15 protein-coding genes are annotated in these 14,453 nt (G+C 50.2%); 14 read left to right on the forward strand and 1 reads right to left on the reverse strand.

Annotation, left to right across the window (positions count from 1 at the left end):
• The first annotated feature begins 5 nt into the window (after window positions 1-5).
• From ABD836_RS05395 to ABD836_RS05460, 14 genes are read left to right on the forward strand one after another with little or no spacing between them, the layout of a single operon-like run.
• A complete protein-coding gene (locus tag ABD836_RS05395) occupies window positions 6-257 on the forward strand; it encodes an acyl carrier protein (protein ID WP_344933130.1) in 252 nt (83 codons plus the stop codon).
• Window positions 250-810 carry a COG4648 family protein gene (locus tag ABD836_RS05400; RefSeq protein WP_344933132.1) on the forward strand — a complete coding sequence of 187 codons (561 nt, stop codon included), beginning with the start codon at window positions 250-252 and terminating at the stop codon, window positions 808-810. The genes ABD836_RS05395 and ABD836_RS05400 overlap by 8 nt, the downstream gene beginning before the upstream one ends.
• Window positions 797-2,530 (forward strand): ApeI family dehydratase, encoded by a 1,734-nt coding sequence (locus tag ABD836_RS05405; RefSeq protein WP_344933134.1) that lies wholly within the window; start codon window positions 797-799, stop codon window positions 2,528-2,530. The genes ABD836_RS05400 and ABD836_RS05405 overlap by 14 nt, the downstream gene beginning before the upstream one ends.
• Window positions 2,520-3,287, forward strand: coding sequence for a glycosyltransferase family 2 protein (locus ABD836_RS05410; protein WP_344933136.1), 768 nt, complete (start codon window positions 2,520-2,522; stop codon window positions 3,285-3,287). Before ABD836_RS05405 ends, ABD836_RS05410 begins: the two co-directional genes overlap by 11 nt.
• Window positions 3,284-4,231 carry a lysophospholipid acyltransferase family protein gene (locus ABD836_RS05415; RefSeq protein WP_344933138.1) on the forward strand — a complete coding sequence of 316 codons (948 nt, stop codon included), beginning with the start codon at window positions 3,284-3,286 and terminating at the stop codon, window positions 4,229-4,231. Before ABD836_RS05410 ends, ABD836_RS05415 begins: the two co-directional genes overlap by 4 nt.
• Window positions 4,228-4,671 (forward strand): acyl-CoA thioesterase, encoded by a 444-nt coding sequence (locus tag ABD836_RS05420; RefSeq protein WP_344933140.1) that lies wholly within the window; start codon window positions 4,228-4,230, stop codon window positions 4,669-4,671. Before ABD836_RS05415 ends, ABD836_RS05420 begins: the two co-directional genes overlap by 4 nt.
• Entirely contained in the window at window positions 4,668-5,231 is a 564-nt protein-coding gene (locus ABD836_RS05425; RefSeq protein ID WP_344933142.1) for a LolA family protein, read from the forward strand. Before ABD836_RS05420 ends, ABD836_RS05425 begins: the two co-directional genes overlap by 4 nt.
• Window positions 5,228-7,582 carry an MMPL family transporter gene (locus ABD836_RS05430; protein ID WP_344933144.1) on the forward strand — a complete coding sequence of 785 codons (2,355 nt, stop codon included), beginning with the start codon at window positions 5,228-5,230 and terminating at the stop codon, window positions 7,580-7,582. Before ABD836_RS05425 ends, ABD836_RS05430 begins: the two co-directional genes overlap by 4 nt.
• Complete coding sequence (locus ABD836_RS05435) at window positions 7,579-8,805, forward strand: NAD(P)/FAD-dependent oxidoreductase (RefSeq protein WP_344933146.1); 1,227 nt, start codon at window positions 7,579-7,581, stop codon at window positions 8,803-8,805. The genes ABD836_RS05430 and ABD836_RS05435 overlap by 4 nt, the downstream gene beginning before the upstream one ends.
• Before the next feature lie 20 nt (window positions 8,806-8,825).
• Entirely contained in the window at window positions 8,826-9,350 is a 525-nt protein-coding gene (locus ABD836_RS05440; protein WP_344933581.1) for a DUF3261 domain-containing protein, read from the forward strand.
• Window positions 9,347-10,540 (forward strand): beta-ketoacyl-ACP synthase, encoded by a 1,194-nt coding sequence (locus tag ABD836_RS05445; protein WP_344933148.1) that lies wholly within the window; start codon window positions 9,347-9,349, stop codon window positions 10,538-10,540. The genes ABD836_RS05440 and ABD836_RS05445 overlap by 4 nt, the downstream gene beginning before the upstream one ends.
• Window positions 10,533-11,009 (forward strand): hotdog family protein, encoded by a 477-nt coding sequence (locus ABD836_RS05450; RefSeq protein WP_344933151.1) that lies wholly within the window; start codon window positions 10,533-10,535, stop codon window positions 11,007-11,009. Before ABD836_RS05445 ends, ABD836_RS05450 begins: the two co-directional genes overlap by 8 nt.
• On the forward strand, window positions 11,006-11,731 hold the full coding sequence (gene fabG / locus ABD836_RS05455) for a 3-oxoacyl-ACP reductase FabG (protein ID WP_344933154.1): 726 nt from the start codon (window positions 11,006-11,008) through the stop codon (window positions 11,729-11,731). Before ABD836_RS05450 ends, fabG begins: the two co-directional genes overlap by 4 nt.
• Window positions 11,731-12,957: a beta-ketoacyl-ACP synthase gene (locus tag ABD836_RS05460; protein ID WP_344933156.1), complete on the forward strand. Its 1,227-nt coding sequence runs from the start codon at window positions 11,731-11,733 to the stop codon at window positions 12,955-12,957. The genes fabG and ABD836_RS05460 overlap by 1 nt, the downstream gene beginning before the upstream one ends.
• A 95-nt stretch (window positions 12,958-13,052) precedes the next feature.
• Here ABD836_RS05460 and ABD836_RS05465 read toward each other — a convergent pair whose 3' ends face one another.
• Window positions 13,053-14,438: a sigma-54-dependent transcriptional regulator gene (locus ABD836_RS05465; RefSeq protein ID WP_344933158.1), complete on the reverse strand. Its 1,386-nt coding sequence runs from the start codon at window positions 14,436-14,438 to the stop codon at window positions 13,053-13,055.
• Between the last annotated feature and the right edge of the window lie 15 nt (window positions 14,439-14,453).

Here is a 14,453-nt window from a genome sequence, read left to right on the forward strand (position 1 = left end):
AAACTATGCATTCACGCGCTGACATCTACCAACATATCGTTACAGTGATGAGTGAACTGTTTGAGATCGAACCTGAAAAGCTCCGCGAAGATGCCGAGCTTTACGATGAACTAGACATTGACAGCATCGACGCCGTTGATCTCATAGTCGAACTCAAAAATTTTACAGGCAAAAAAATTGCCCCTGAAGATTTTAAAGCGGTGCGAACTGTCGGCGACATTATCGACGCGGTGGAAGAACTGCTGAAAAATGACTAAGCAGCTCGGTATCCGAATCTGCCTTGCGCTTCTTTTTCTGCTCTATCCTTTTATGGTCTATGCAGGTTTGGCATTTTTCGATCCAAGGTGGTTAATCTTGCTACTTCTTGCCAGCGCAGGGGCGCGCTTACTCGGCGGTAAATTTCCACGCCGAGTTATGCTACTGTGGCCAGCGGCGGCAATCGTAGCAGCCTTAATCACCTTGTTTAGCGCCACAGACACAGGGCTGCTTCTCTACCCCGTTTTGGTCAATGCTGTTTTCCTCTGTCTCTTCATGTGGAGCTATCTGCAACCCCCCAGCATTATTGAATTAATTGCTCAAAAAACTGACCCGGATTTACCCCCCAGCGGGGTTGTTTACACTCGCAAAGTAACTCTGGTGTGGTGTGTATTTTTTCTACTCAATGGTCTTATATCCCTGTTTACACTATTTCAAAGCCGCGAACAGTGGATACTATATAACGGTTTTATCTCGTATATTTTAATGGGCTTGCTCATGGGCGGCGAGTGGCTTGTCCGACAAGGCGTCAAAAAGAGAAATGCCGGTGCTTAAATCCCTTAGCCTCTTTTATGGCGAATCTGCCACAAGCATATACAGAGATAAACATATTGTCGGTTATCGCGGCAATGAAGCGATTTGCTGGCAATTTGTGTGCGAGCGCCAGAAATATTGGTTGCAATATATTGCCCAGATGCCGGTGCCGGCTGTCGCTGTACAACAGAGTAGCGGAATTGAATTTGTTGCCGCCCTACTCGCTACCTGGCAGCTCGGCAAAATTGCCGTGGTTCCCGGAAGCACCCGCCGCAGTCAGCTGAACAGTATCCTTGGCGAAAACGCCATGAGCAAAGTACACGATTGCGAAAACTTTGTTGCCCCAGCTTTATCGCTCACACCCATAACAAACCAAAATGCGACACATAGCCCCGCAGACCTAGCCTTAATTATTTACACTTCCGGATCCAGCGGCGCGCCCCAAGCCTGCGACAAAACATTTATACAATTAGACGCGGAGTTATTGATTTTAGAACAGTGCTGGGGAGATACCGTAGCCGATAGCCTTTTTCTTAGCTCGGTATCGCGACACCACATGTACGGGCTGCCATTTAGCCTATTGTGGCCACTGTGCCGCGGCAACGCTTTTGTCGACAAGTCACTGCCCTATATGGAATCAATCGACCAGTTGCCCAGCCCCTCATTCACCCTAATTACCAGCCCTGTCCAGCTTGCTAATTTACCGCCAGCTTTAGATTGGCGGTATTTAGCACAGCACTGCGCCGCGGTGTTTAGTGCCGGTGCGCCACTAGACGAGGCCGCGGCCAAGGATAGCCTAGAAAAATTTGGCTTACAGGTGAACGAAATTTATGGCAGCACGGAAACCGGTGCCATCGCCCAGCGTCAGCAGCTTCTTAGTCCTGCTTGGCAATGCCTACCCGAAACCGAGATGCGCATTGACCCGACCAGCAGACAAATAGAAATCAACTCCGTTGCGGCGGGCACCACTGATACCAACTGGCTAGCCCTATCAGACAAAGCAGAGGAAGTCGGGCCGCAGCAATTCATGCTAAAAGGCCGCAGCGACCAAATTGTCAAAGTAGGTGCCAAACGGGTCTCCCTTAGCCACATAAACGCCCTACTTGCATCTCACCCCTTGGTGCGAGAAGCCCGAACGGTAATATTGAACGAGCGAAAATCTCGAATTGGGGCGGTGCTTTGCCTTACCCCAGATGGTAATCGACTATTGACTGACCAAGGCCGCAATGCGACCAATAAAATGCTAAGCCATCATTTAGGCGATGAACTTGAAAGTATCGCACGACCGCGCTACTGGCGGTATTTGTCATCGATGCCAAGCAATACCCAAGGTAAAGTCCCGCGCAAACTTCTCGAAGAATTGTTTTACAGTGAACACCAGCCTCGCCTACCTGAGCTCGTTAGCAGCAGCCTAGATAGCGACGGCCAAGAAGCGAGTTTTACTATTTTTGTGCCCCACCAGCTCCGCTACTTTAATGGCCACTTTCCCGGCAACGCAGTGCTGCCCGGAGTAGTTCAATTAAGTTGGGTTTTGCATTTCGCGCAGCAAACTTTCCAAAAGTTAGGTATTTTTCAGCGCCTCGAAGTAATTAAATTCCAGCAAGTGATTCGTCCCGGCGATACCGTCAGACTTAAGTTACGCTGGGACCCGCATAAATATTATTTACAGTTTGTGTTCGACACAGATTCAGAATCCACTCATTCAAGTGGTCGCATAGGTTTCAAGCCCCATGACGAATAACAACAGCGTCGGCTTCGCGCCATGCGCGCTCATACCAGTTTATAACCACTCATTGGTATTAGAGAAAACCTGCAAGGCACTATTAGATCTCAATCTCCACGTAATACTGGTTGATGATGCCAGCGACAACGCGTGTAAAGCGATAATGCAGTTTATTGCCGATCGCTATGAAGATGTCAGCCTAATAACGCGGGCCACTAACGGTGGCAAAGGCGCGGCGGTCAAAAGCGGCCTACGTTTCGCGCAGCAAAAGGGTTATAGCCACGGCATACAAGTCGATGCCGACGGCCAACACAATCTAGCTGATGTGAGCGAATTCATCAGCGCAGCAAGTCGGGAGCCTAACGCCCTTATTCTTGGCTACCCGGCATACGACACCAGTGTACCCAAGCATCGCTACTACGCCCGCTATCTCACCCACATCTGGATTTGGATCAACACCCTATCCTTCAGTATTCAAGACACTATGTGTGGCTTTAGGGTATATCCCGTAACCGCCAGTAATGTACTAATAAACTCATCTAAAATTGGCGATCACATGGACTTTGACTCCGAATTTGTAGTTCGCTGGTATTGGGCGGGGCTAGAAATCGTCCAGCGCGAGACCAAAGTTATCTACCCAGCTGACGGCATTTCACACTTTCGTCTCCTCAAAGACAATGCGCTAATTTCCGGCATGCATGCCAAACTATTCTTCGGTATGTTGTGGCGAATCCCCATACTTTTAGGGCGTAAAATCAGGGCGAGATTTCCATGAGCGACACGAGAGGCTGGTTTGCTATTCGGGAATACGGCTCCAAACACGGCATGCAGTTTTTACTCGCCTGTTACCGTGTTGGTGGCCGTGGCGTGTTTGCCGTATGTTTATTTCCCGTCATTGGATTTTACTTTTGCCTACGCCGCGACGCTCGCCGCGCATCCTTGCAATATTTGCAGCTAATGCACGAGGCCAACCCGGACTTCCCCAAACCTTCATTGCGCTATAGCTTTTATCATTTCTGGTGCTTCGGCCTCGCCCTGCTGGATAAATTTAGCGTGTGGATGGGACAAATCCAGCGTAAAGACGTATCCGTTCATGGCGGCGAGCTGATCGACGCCATGCTAAGCAGCGGCCGTGGCGGTATACTACTAACATCCCATCTCGGGAATTTCGAAATCTGCCACGCCTTGTCAAATAACAGAGCGGGCATGAAATTAACAATTCTGCATCACAGCCAACACACCGCCAAATTCAATAACTTACTGCGTCGCTATAGCAAGGAATCCAGAGTCGAACTGATGGACGTCAGCAATATCGACACGGCTGCCGCGATATACCTCAGTGCAAAAATTTCGAACGGCGAATTTGTCGCTATCGCAACCGACCGCGTACCCATAAACAACCCGTCGGCGGTGCGCGAATTAGACTTCCTTGGCAAATCAGCCCTGTTTCCCACAGGCCCCTTTGTACTTGCGCTAGCACTGCATGCACCGATATTTTCACTACACTGTCTTAAGCAAGACGGCCGATACCATATTTATTTTGAACAATTAAGCGACGCCCATGCAACGAGTCGCAAGCAACGACAAGCGTTGATGAGTTCACTGATGAATAAGCAGGCAGCACGACTAGAATATTATTGTCGGTTGGCGCCTTGGCAATGGTTTAATTTTTACCCATTTTGGCCAAACAAGACCCCAGACACGGAATGTAAAAAATGAGTATTCAGAGCAGCGCAACGCCAAATCAACACAGCCACGACGTCATTATCAACGTACCGTTTCACGATGTAGATTCCGCGCAAATTGCGTGGCACGGCCACTATGCAAAATATTTTGAGGTCGCGCGCTGTGCGCTATTAGAAACGATAAACTACAACTACTTGGAAATGAGCGAATCCGGGTATTTTTGGCCCGTTGTCGACATGCGTATTCGCTATATTAATCCGGCCTTGTTCGGGCAAAAAATTCGCGTTAACGCCACTATTACGGAATGGGAAAATCGACTGCGCATTGACTATCGGATTTTCGATGCAGAGACTGGAAAGCGACTTACCAAAGGCCACACCGTGCAAGTGGCGGTATCCATGACAACAAAAGAACTACTACTCGCCTCGCCACCAATACTCGCACAAAAGCTCGGCTTGGACACGACGCCATGAAACGCTTTGTCTTAGCTACAGCTATACTGCTACTCGGCACGCAGACCTATGCCGATGTGCTTAGTGAACTTACTACGCGTGCCCGCCAAGTAAACAGTATTTCTGGAAATTTCGCGCAGTCGCGGCATATCGCGGTATTGAGAGTACCACTTCAATCGTCTGGCAATTTCCAATATCTCCGCGCACAAGGGCTACGCTGGCACAGTATTCAACCGGTGGAAAGCACCCTGCAAATATCTACCGACCAAGGTATCCGCGTACTCAACGCCCAGGGCGATTCCCAAACGCTGGCGGCGCCGGAAATTCTGTCACAACTATTTCTTGGGCTGTTTTCCGGTGAGCTAAGCGCCTTGCAGGATATATTCACAATCACCGAACAGACTGTCGAACACGGCTGGCAATTGCGGCTAAGCCCCAGGAGCACCGCACTCAAACAACACCTATTGTATATCGACATTAGCGGAACTGAGCTCGTAGAAACAGTATTAATAGCTGATGCCAACGGCGACCGAAACGCGATTAGTCTACTCAATCAAGTCGTGGAAAAGTCCGCTGAATGAGCAAATTGACTAACGCAATAAAGCAAAAATTTGCTTTCGCTGTATGGCTAAGTGTTCTGCTTACCGCAGCGCTATATTGCACCAGCAAAATCCAGCGTGGTGACGCATTTGAAACGAACATTCTCGGCTTACTCCCCGCGTCCGTCACCGAGGACGTTCAGTCAGAGCTGAATAAAAAAAGTGGCTTTGACCGAAAATTCGCGATACTGATTAGCGCAGATATTGATTCAGACGCCCTCGCCGCCGCCGCAAGTCTTGGTACTCAGTTAAATACCCTGAACAATGTTAGTATCGACCAGCACGATGGCGACCAAGTAACCGCGCTTCGGAATTTTTACCGACCCTATTTACACCAACTACTTAGCCCTGATTGGCGCCACCGGTTACAACAAAGCACACCACTTGAGATTGCGAACATTGCATATCGAGAGCTGTTTAATCCCGTCGCCAAATTCCGCCCTTACAGCATGGCCATCGACCCTTTCAACCTTGGTGGCGATTGGTTCGCCTACATCCTTCCCCAGCAAAATCGCTTCCGAGCATCGGACCTTCCTTCAGTAAAAAATGGCGACAATATTTGGTATATAGTCAGTGGTGAATTGACGGGTAGCCCATTCTCACCTGTGGTCCAAACACCAATTAGCTCGACCCTAGCGCAATTTAGCGAGAAACATTCCGAACTAAGAATATTGCGTTCAGGCCTCGTCTTTCACGCTGCCGAAGCCACTGCGTTGTCTAGCCGGGAAATATCAACGGTCGGCCTTGGATCGCTGCTGGCAATTGTTTTTTTAGTCGTCACCGTATTTCGCTCTGGCCCCGCACTGCTCGCAATAGCGTTGACCATGAGCGCCAGTGTACTCGGCGGCCTAGCCTGCTGCTTGCTTATATTTGATCGGGTTCACTTAATCACCATTGCCTTCGGCTCAACCTTGCTTGGCCTGGCAGTCGATTATTGTTTCCACTTTTTGATTAAATATCGCCAAGTGGCAGACGCACCACTTGCCGGCAGACTTCTCGCACGCGGGCTGCTGTTCAGCGCCGCATCAAGTATCTTCGCCTATGTTTTTCAGTTGCTATCCCCGCTCGCCGGTTTACAGCAATTTGCTGTATTTATGTGTGCAGGCTTAGCAGCTGCTGCACTCAATATTATTGTGCTTAGCCAGTATTTCCGCGAGGCGCCCTCGCCTTCATTTAATCGTTGGCTTAATATTTACCCACAATATGTCGCACCTATCTATCGCCGTTTGAGCCTCCCTTACAAGACCATCAGCGTTAGTTTATTTGTACTGACCGTGGCGCTAAGTACGCTGCTACTCAATCGTGAAAATAGCGACGACATCCGCGATTTAAATTCATCTAGCATGGCGCTAATGGCTTCGGAAGCAAAAGTACAAAATCTACTTGGCATTGCCGGTACCCAGCGCTATCTGCGGATTACAGCAAGCAATGAACAAGAACGGCTTGAGCAGAGCCTTAATATAGCGAATCAGTTTGATACATTGCGTCCCAGTCAGCCGCTCCCTGCAAGTCATGTCTTGGGCCGTTTGATTCCCCCTGATGCCCAGCAACGCGCGGATTTTGAATTACTGCGCGACAAACTTTATGGCAAGCAGGGCGCAATATATGAGCTCTGTCAGCTCCTAAATAACGATTGCAGTACATGGCAGGGGCTCGCTGCTAGCTTCCAGCCAGATCTTCGGCCATCTAGCCTGCCTGCTGACTTGCGCCCGCTCTTCCCCGCCAGCCTCTTTAGTACTAGCAAAGAAACACGAATTTTAATCAACCTAGACAACGATACGGCAGTGGCACTAGAGGACTTGCTCGCAAACAATCCAAAAATAAGTTACGTGGACAAGGTCGCGCAACTATCCACCAGTTTGCAATTATTCCGACACAATACCAGTATTGCCCTCGCTGTATTCCTGCTTGCCTTCACCGTGGCCATGTTCATTATTTATCGTACTCGCGCCTTGGCGCCGCTCATTACACTCGGTATAGTCATCGCAGTGAGTTTAGTCTGCGCGACCGGCGCGGGTATCAGCCTATTCCATATTTTAGCTTTACTCTTGGTTATTGGGCTGGCGGTAGATACCTCTGTTTTCTATTTAGAACTGGGGCTCACTGCAGAAACGTGGCTAGCCTCCACTTTATCGGCAATTACATCGGTACTGGCCTTCGGTTTACTCGCCCTAAGTGAAGTACCCGTGTTACACCAATTCGGTAGCGTAGTGTTCGCCGGTTTATTGTGCAGCTGGCTGCTAAGCCCATTAATTTTTCATCTGTTCCGCTTAACGCCAACTAATGAGCTAGCGGTTAGGCCAATTTCAACAAACAAGGATATGTTGTCATGACTGAAGTATGCGATGTTGCGATCATCGGTGCTGGCCCAGCGGGCAGTATTGCCGCTGCACTCCTGCGTAAAGCTGGCCATAAGGTAGTAGTGTTAGAGCAGAGTCAATTTCCTCGATTTTCCATTGGTGAAAGTCTACTACCTCAATGCATGGCTTTTATCGAGGAAGCCGGCATGCTCGACGCCGTTAATAAAGCCGGTTTTCAGTTTAAAAATGGCGCCGCTTTTAGTCGCAACGACCAACCTGGCTCCTTTGATTTCACACAAAAATTCAGCGACGGCCCAGGCACCACATTTCAAGTACAGCGCGCCGATTTCGACCTACTAATCGCAAACCAAGCCATTGCCGCCGGTGCAGATATTCGTTTTGGTCAACGCATTGAAGGTTTCGATTACAACGAACAAGGCCTACCCGTTCTACACTACCGAAATAAAGAAGGTAATGAACTTCAATTACAGAGTAAATTTGTGCTCGACGCATCGGGGTTTGGCCGAGTGTTACCTCGCTTATTAGATTTAGAAATGCCCTCTGACTTCCCTGTACGGCGCTCATTGTTCACCCACATTGAAGATAATATTGTGGATCCCGACTACGACCGCGAAAAAATTCTAATTGTCGTTCACCCCGAATTTAAGAACGTATGGTACTGGCTTATCCCCTTCAGCAATGGTCGTTGTTCCCTTGGTGTTGTTGCTGCAGAAGAATTTTTTGACCTCGAGGCCAACACCCCAGAACAGTTATTGAAAGACGCCGTCAACGCCAGCCCTGAACTTCGGCGCCTACTCTGCAATGCCAAATTTGATACACCGATAACCGTTCTTGGCGGCTATGCCTGTAAAGTTAAATCCTTGTGGGGAAAACGCTTTGCCCTACTCGGCAATGCCGGTGAATTTTTAGACCCGGTGTTTTCATCCGGCGTCACCATCGCCATGAAATCAGCTAGCCTTGCCGTACCCCTAGTGAATCGCCAGCTGGCAGGCGAGGATATCGATTGGCAGACAGACTACGCAAGGCCCTTACAAAGCGGTATAGACACATTTCGGGTGTACGTGTCGGCTTGGTACGACGGTTCGTTTCAAGATGTTATTTTCTCTAGCACCCAGCAGCCCAAAGTTCGCGCCATGATCTGCTCAATATTGGCCGGCTACGCTTGGGACAAAAACAACCCCTTTGTAAAACAACCTGGCCGACTGCAAACAGTGGTGGCACTTTGCCAAGACTAATTTTACGCCTTGCGCTTGTCATGTTCCTAACGAGCTGTGCGACGCAACAACACTCTTCCATAGAAGCGCTAAGGCTGCCACCTCGGTCAACACTTGCGTGCTGCTGGCAATCCCAGGAGTCAATCCAGATTACTATTACGCAAAATTCAGCGATCAAGAAGATTGCTTTGCTAAGCGCCCTAGAAGTCACGCCTACGCAACTGACTGTTGTCATCTTCGACCCCTTAGGTCGAAGACTAGCCTCCTTTGCACAAGACGACGCGGGCCTGCACACCCACTCAGCCCCGCCGGAGTGGGATACACGCCTCGCTCAACAAATGTTACTGGCCATCTATTTACATCATATACCCAGTTCAGCGTGGAATTTTCAAGGGAGTGACTGGAGCATTACGACAACTCAACGCTCCCGCGCTTTGTTATTTCGCCAACAAATTCAGTTACAGATAGACTACGCCGACGACAGCAGCAAACAAGACCGCCGAATTAGCTACCCTGGGCAGCCGCTCGTTTTAGACATACGGACCTTATCGAGGACCGCACTTTGAACCGTACTAACGCACCCATTTTTCTCAATCATGCCGGCATTTGCTGTGCTTTAGGCAACACCATCGACGACGTCGAAAGTGCACTTTTCGCGGAGGGAATTAGCAGCCCGCTACGTAAAAGTGACCAGTACTCACCTGGCACAATACAACCCTTAGGGCAAATTCACAGCGAATTTCAAACGATCGATATCGCCGATGAAAATAGCCGCAACAATCGGATACTAGCTCAAGCTTTGCGTCCACTTCGCGACGAGATTGAACAGCTAAAGTCACGCTATGGCAGTGATCGAATAGGCGTTATTATCGGTACAAGCACCTCAGGTGTTGCCGAAGGCGAGACCGCGATGCAACATATTGATGGCGAGTTTCAACTCGCTGCCGGCTATCGTTATCGGACCCAAGAGCTTTCGGCCCCCAGCCGCTTTGCCGCGCGCTGGCTAGGATTAAACGGCCCTACTTGGAGCGTATCTTCCGCCTGCACTTCCGGCGGCAAGGCGCTCGCCAGCGCCGCCCGCTTACTTAAAACCGGCGCAGTCGACGCTGTCATCGCCGGTGGCGTCGACAGTCTATGCAAAATGACCGTCAATGGCTTTGGTTCACTCGCCGTCACCTCCACCGAACTTTGCCTACCATTTAGCCAAAACCGACGTGGCGTCAATATTGGCGAAGGTGCGGCCGTGTTCGTTGTTAGCCACGAGACCGGACCAGTGTGCCTCGCTGCCTGCGGTGAAACATCAGACGCCCATCATATTTCATCGCCTGAGCCCGAAGGTCGCGGCGCCGAAGCCGCCATGCGCCAGGCCCTAGCCGCCGCATCTTTAACTCCCGCAGATATCGCTTATATCAATCTTCACGGCACCGCAACAAGACAAAATGATCTTATGGAAAGCTTGGCGATTCACCGGGTTTTCGGCGAAGATGTCGCCTGTAGTTCAACAAAACCCCTAACTGGCCACACATTAGCCGCAGCGGGCGCCATCGAGGCTGCATTTTGTTGGCTCACGCTAAAGCGCAAAGATGGACGCCTGCCACCGCACCTTTGGGACGGCGTACGCGACCCAGACATATGCGGAATGCAGGGACTTGGTCACCGACAATTAACAACGCAACCCAAAGCGGTAATGAGTAATTCATTTGCATTCGGTGGCAATAATTTATCTTTAATCATGACCGGAGAGCCGCGTGATTAACACCGCGACCAAGGCCTTAACAGCGCCGTTAAACATTGAGCAATTTATTCCTCATGATGGCGATATGTCGCTCTTAGACGAGATCATTGCAGAGCGTGATAACGGCATTTGTGCCGCAGTAACTATTGGCGAACACTCGCTCTTTGCAGATCAAAAAGGTGTACCTAGTTGGGTTGGAATTGAGTATATGGGTCAAGCAATTGCCGCCTATGCTGGCCTTAAAGCCAGAAAAAAAGGTGAAGCCGTCAAAATCGGATTTCTCGTCAGCTGCCGTCGCTATATCCCAAACCTCAGCTATTTCCCGCTTGGCGCACGCCTAGAAATATCAGCCGACGCAGTGACAGACGGCGATACCGGCCTACAAATTTTTGAATGCCAAATCAAAGGCCCTGAATTTAATTTCTGCGCTAATTTAAACGTATTTATGCCAGAGGATGTTGAACAGTTTATGCAGGAGAATATGCGATGAGTGCAACCGTTCTCGTTACCGGCTCAAGTCGGGGTATAGGGCGTGCGATAGCACTAGAACTTGCTCAAACAGGCTATGAATTGGTTATTCATTGCCGCAGCCAAATTGAGCAAGCGACGTCACTACAAACTGAGCTTGAACAGCTTGGCGCCAAATCACGAATTATCCAATTCGACGTTGCCGACCGGGCCCAGTGCAAAGCAATACTCGAAGCCGATATCGAAGCCCATGGCGCTTATTATGGTGTGGTCTGTAATGCTGGCATTATTCGCGACGGCGCCTTTCCCGCCTTAAGCGGCGAAGATTGGGACGACGTAGTACACACTAATTTAGATGCTTTCTACAATGTATTACACCCCCTCATAATGCCTATGGTAAGGCGCCGCCAGCCCGGGCGTATTATCACCTTAGCGTCGGTATCGGGGATTATGGGCAATCGTGGACAAACCAATTACAGCGCGTCTAAAGCCGGTATAATCGCCGCCAGTAAATCCCTTGCCCTTGAACTGGCAAAGCGCGAAATCACCGTAAATTGCGTGGCGCCAGGGCTTATCGACACAGATATGAGCGAGGCCGCAATTGGCAAGGAAGTCATGGCCATGATTCCGGCCCGACGTGCAGGAAAACCCAGCGAAGTCGCCGCCTTAGTGCGCTTCTTACTTTCTCCAGAAGCGGCATACATTACCCGCCAAGTTATTTCCGTTAACGGAGGCATGTGCTAATGAGGCGCGTCGTCATAACCGGCATGGCCGGATTTTCACCTATCGGCTCTGACTGGGAAACCATTGAACAGCACCTTCGTACCGGTAAAAATGGTATTAAAGTCATGTCCGAATGGGATAAATACACCCAGCTCAACACCCGTTTAGGCGCTCCAGTGATGGACTTTGAGCGTCCAGCCCATTACTCGAGGAAAAAAATCCGGAGCATGGGTCGCGTCGCCCTTATGAGCACCCGGGCGACTGAATTAGCACTAGAACAAGCCGGTTTATTAAATGACCCAATAATCAAAGATGGGCGCATGGGGGTAAGCTATGGGTCCTCGACGGGCAGCCCTGATGCGGTAGCGGATTTTGGCGATATGCTCATGAATCACGCCAGCGCTGGCATTAACGCAAACTCCTATTTGAAGATGATGAGCCACACCGCTGCCGTCAATATTGGCGTTTTCTTCGAACTCAAAGGCCGAGTGATTCCCACATCCAGCGCCTGCACCTCTGGCAGCCAAGGCATCGGCTACGCTTTTGAAGCCATTAAATATGGCCACCAAGACCTTATGGTAGCCGGTGGCGGCGAAGAACTCTGCGCTACAGAGGCGGCGGTATTCGATACCCTCTATGCCACTAGCACCCGCAATTCTGAACCTCAACTTACACCACGCCCCTTCGACCGCGACAGAGACGGCTTGGTAATCGGTGAAGGTGCTTGCAGCCTTATCCTCGAAGAGCGTGAACACGCCCTTGCCCGTGGCGCGACTGTCATTGCTGAAATCGTCGGCTTTGGCACCAACTCCGATGGCAGTCACGTCACCCAACCGCAAACTGAAACCATGTATCTCGCCATGCAACGCGCTCTAAAAATTGCAGACGTTCCCGCCTCTGCTATCGGGTACATCAGCGCTCATGGCACAGCCACCGACCGCGGCGATATCGCCGAGTCGCATGCGACCGCAAAAATGTTCGGCAGCACTACCCCAATCAGCGCGCTAAAAAGCTTTACCGGTCACACACTTGGCGCCTGCGGCTCGCTAGAGGCCATGGTCGCGGTGGAAATGATGAATAGAGACTGGTTTCACGGCACAGCGAACCTTGAAAACATCGACCCAAGCTGCGCTGAACTCGACTACATTACCGGTGCGGGACGCGCCATGACGGTGGACTATGTGATGAGCAATAACTTTGCATTTGGCGGGATCAATACGTCGCTTATTTTTAAAAAATCACAGTGATTGTAACTATAATCAATTGCAAATAATGGCGTGCAGTAGCCAGAAAACACTGCCTGGCTAGTCTCACCCGAAAATGCGGGCGAGACTAGCCTTTACTATTCCTTGTCGTCCTTAGCAGTGACAAAAGTTTCTCGTTTAAGCCCGTATTTCTGCATTTTTTCATTTAGCGTTCGGCGGGGTAAATCAAGCACCTCCATCACCAGTTTAATATTGCCGCTATGATGGCTTAACTCCGCGCTAATCAATGCCTTTTCAACTTGTTCCAGGCGGTCACTGAGCGACCCTTCGCCCGAAAACATTGTCGATCGATTACTAAGACCGAGCTGAAGCAAGTCAGACACTGAAATACCACTAAAGCTTCGCGTAAGGAGATAGCGCTCTGCAGTGTGCTTGAGTTCACGAACGTTACCCGGCCAATGATGCAGCTCAAGCGCGAGGATATCATCATAGTTTAGTGTAGGCGCCTCCAACTGGTTGTTCCTGGCCGCTTCCCGTAAAAAATGGGCAAACAGCACCGGGACGTCGTCAATACGATCGCGTAAAGCCGGCAAATGAATTTCTGCTACCATCAACCGATAGTAAAGGTCTTCCCGAAAGCGCCCGTCTCTTGCGGCCTCTCGTAAATCTTCCTTAGTGGCGGACATAATCCGGACATTAATCGGGATCGGATTGTGAGAACCGACCCGAACGACTTCCCGTTCTTGCAATACTCGCAACAATTTGATTTGAAACGACATCGGCATACTTTCGATCTCGTCCAAAAACAAAGTGCCTTGATGGGCAGCCTCAAAATAACCAACTCGCCGTTTCTGAGCGCCGGTGAAAGCCCCGGCCTCGTGACCAAACAATTCACTTTCCAGCAGACTTTCTGCAATCGCACCCACATTTATAGCAACGAAGGGCTGATCATGCCGGATACTGAGCGCATGTAGACTGCGAGCAACCAATTCCTTGCCCGTGCCCGTTTCTCCCGAGATTACGACGTCGGCATTAACCCGCGCCAGTGCCTGAACATGCCCGCGCAGGATTTTTGTCGCGGCGGATTCGCCAATGATCTTAGACGGTAACCAGTCATCTACTTCGGCAGAGGAATGCTGTGGCTGACTCGCAAGTGTGGCTTGCCGCTGCTGGCAGGCACGCTTAATTAATTCAACGAGTCGATCTTGTTTATACGGTTTTTCAATAAAATCAAAAGCGCCGAGCTTCATCGCTTCCACGGCCTGAGCAATCCCTCCGTGTCCGGTAATAAGAATCACCGGAATACTCGAATCGATCGCTTGCAGCAAACTCATGCCGTCCATTCCCGGCATACGAATATCGCTGAGCACCACCCCTCTAAAATCACCGTTTAGTAATGGCAATGCATCCCGAGCGTCTGTAAACGTCTCCACTTGGATATCTGCCAAGGCGAGCCATTGTTCAAGTGATTCTAATACCGTAGGCTCATCGTCAATGACCACGGCATGCATTATTTCATCCATCAATTGCGCTCTGTG

The organism is Zhongshania borealis, from assembly GCF_039539625.1.
Taxonomy (GTDB): Bacteria; Pseudomonadota; Gammaproteobacteria; order Pseudomonadales; family Spongiibacteraceae; genus Spongiibacter; species Spongiibacter borealis.

Excerpts from the sequence above, each read along its gene's own strand:
- ABD836_RS05395 (WP_344933130.1), top strand. The coding sequence starts at position 6 with ATGCATTCACGCGCTGACATCTACCAACATATCGTTACAGTGATGAGT.
- ABD836_RS05400 (WP_344933132.1), top strand. The coding sequence starts at position 250 with ATGACTAAGCAGCTCGGTATCCGAATCTGCCTTGCGCTTCTTTTTCTG.
- ABD836_RS05405 (WP_344933134.1), top strand. The coding sequence starts at position 797 with ATGCCGGTGCTTAAATCCCTTAGCCTCTTTTATGGCGAATCTGCCACA.
- ABD836_RS05410 (WP_344933136.1), top strand. The coding sequence starts at position 2,520 with ATGACGAATAACAACAGCGTCGGCTTCGCGCCATGCGCGCTCATACCA.
- ABD836_RS05415 (WP_344933138.1), top strand. The coding sequence starts at position 3,284 with ATGAGCGACACGAGAGGCTGGTTTGCTATTCGGGAATACGGCTCCAAA.
- ABD836_RS05420 (WP_344933140.1), top strand. The coding sequence starts at position 4,228 with ATGAGTATTCAGAGCAGCGCAACGCCAAATCAACACAGCCACGACGTC.
- ABD836_RS05425 (WP_344933142.1), top strand. The coding sequence starts at position 4,668 with ATGAAACGCTTTGTCTTAGCTACAGCTATACTGCTACTCGGCACGCAG.
- ABD836_RS05430 (WP_344933144.1), top strand. The coding sequence starts at position 5,228 with ATGAGCAAATTGACTAACGCAATAAAGCAAAAATTTGCTTTCGCTGTA.
- ABD836_RS05435 (WP_344933146.1), top strand. The coding sequence starts at position 7,579 with ATGACTGAAGTATGCGATGTTGCGATCATCGGTGCTGGCCCAGCGGGC.
- ABD836_RS05440 (WP_344933581.1), top strand. The coding sequence starts at position 8,826 with ATGTTCCTAACGAGCTGTGCGACGCAACAACACTCTTCCATAGAAGCG.
- fabG (WP_344933154.1), top strand. The coding sequence starts at position 11,006 with ATGAGTGCAACCGTTCTCGTTACCGGCTCAAGTCGGGGTATAGGGCGT.
- ABD836_RS05460 (WP_344933156.1), top strand. The coding sequence starts at position 11,731 with ATGAGGCGCGTCGTCATAACCGGCATGGCCGGATTTTCACCTATCGGC.
- ABD836_RS05465 (WP_344933158.1), bottom strand. The coding sequence starts at position 14,438 with ATGGATGAAATAATGCATGCCGTGGTCATTGACGATGAGCCTACGGTA.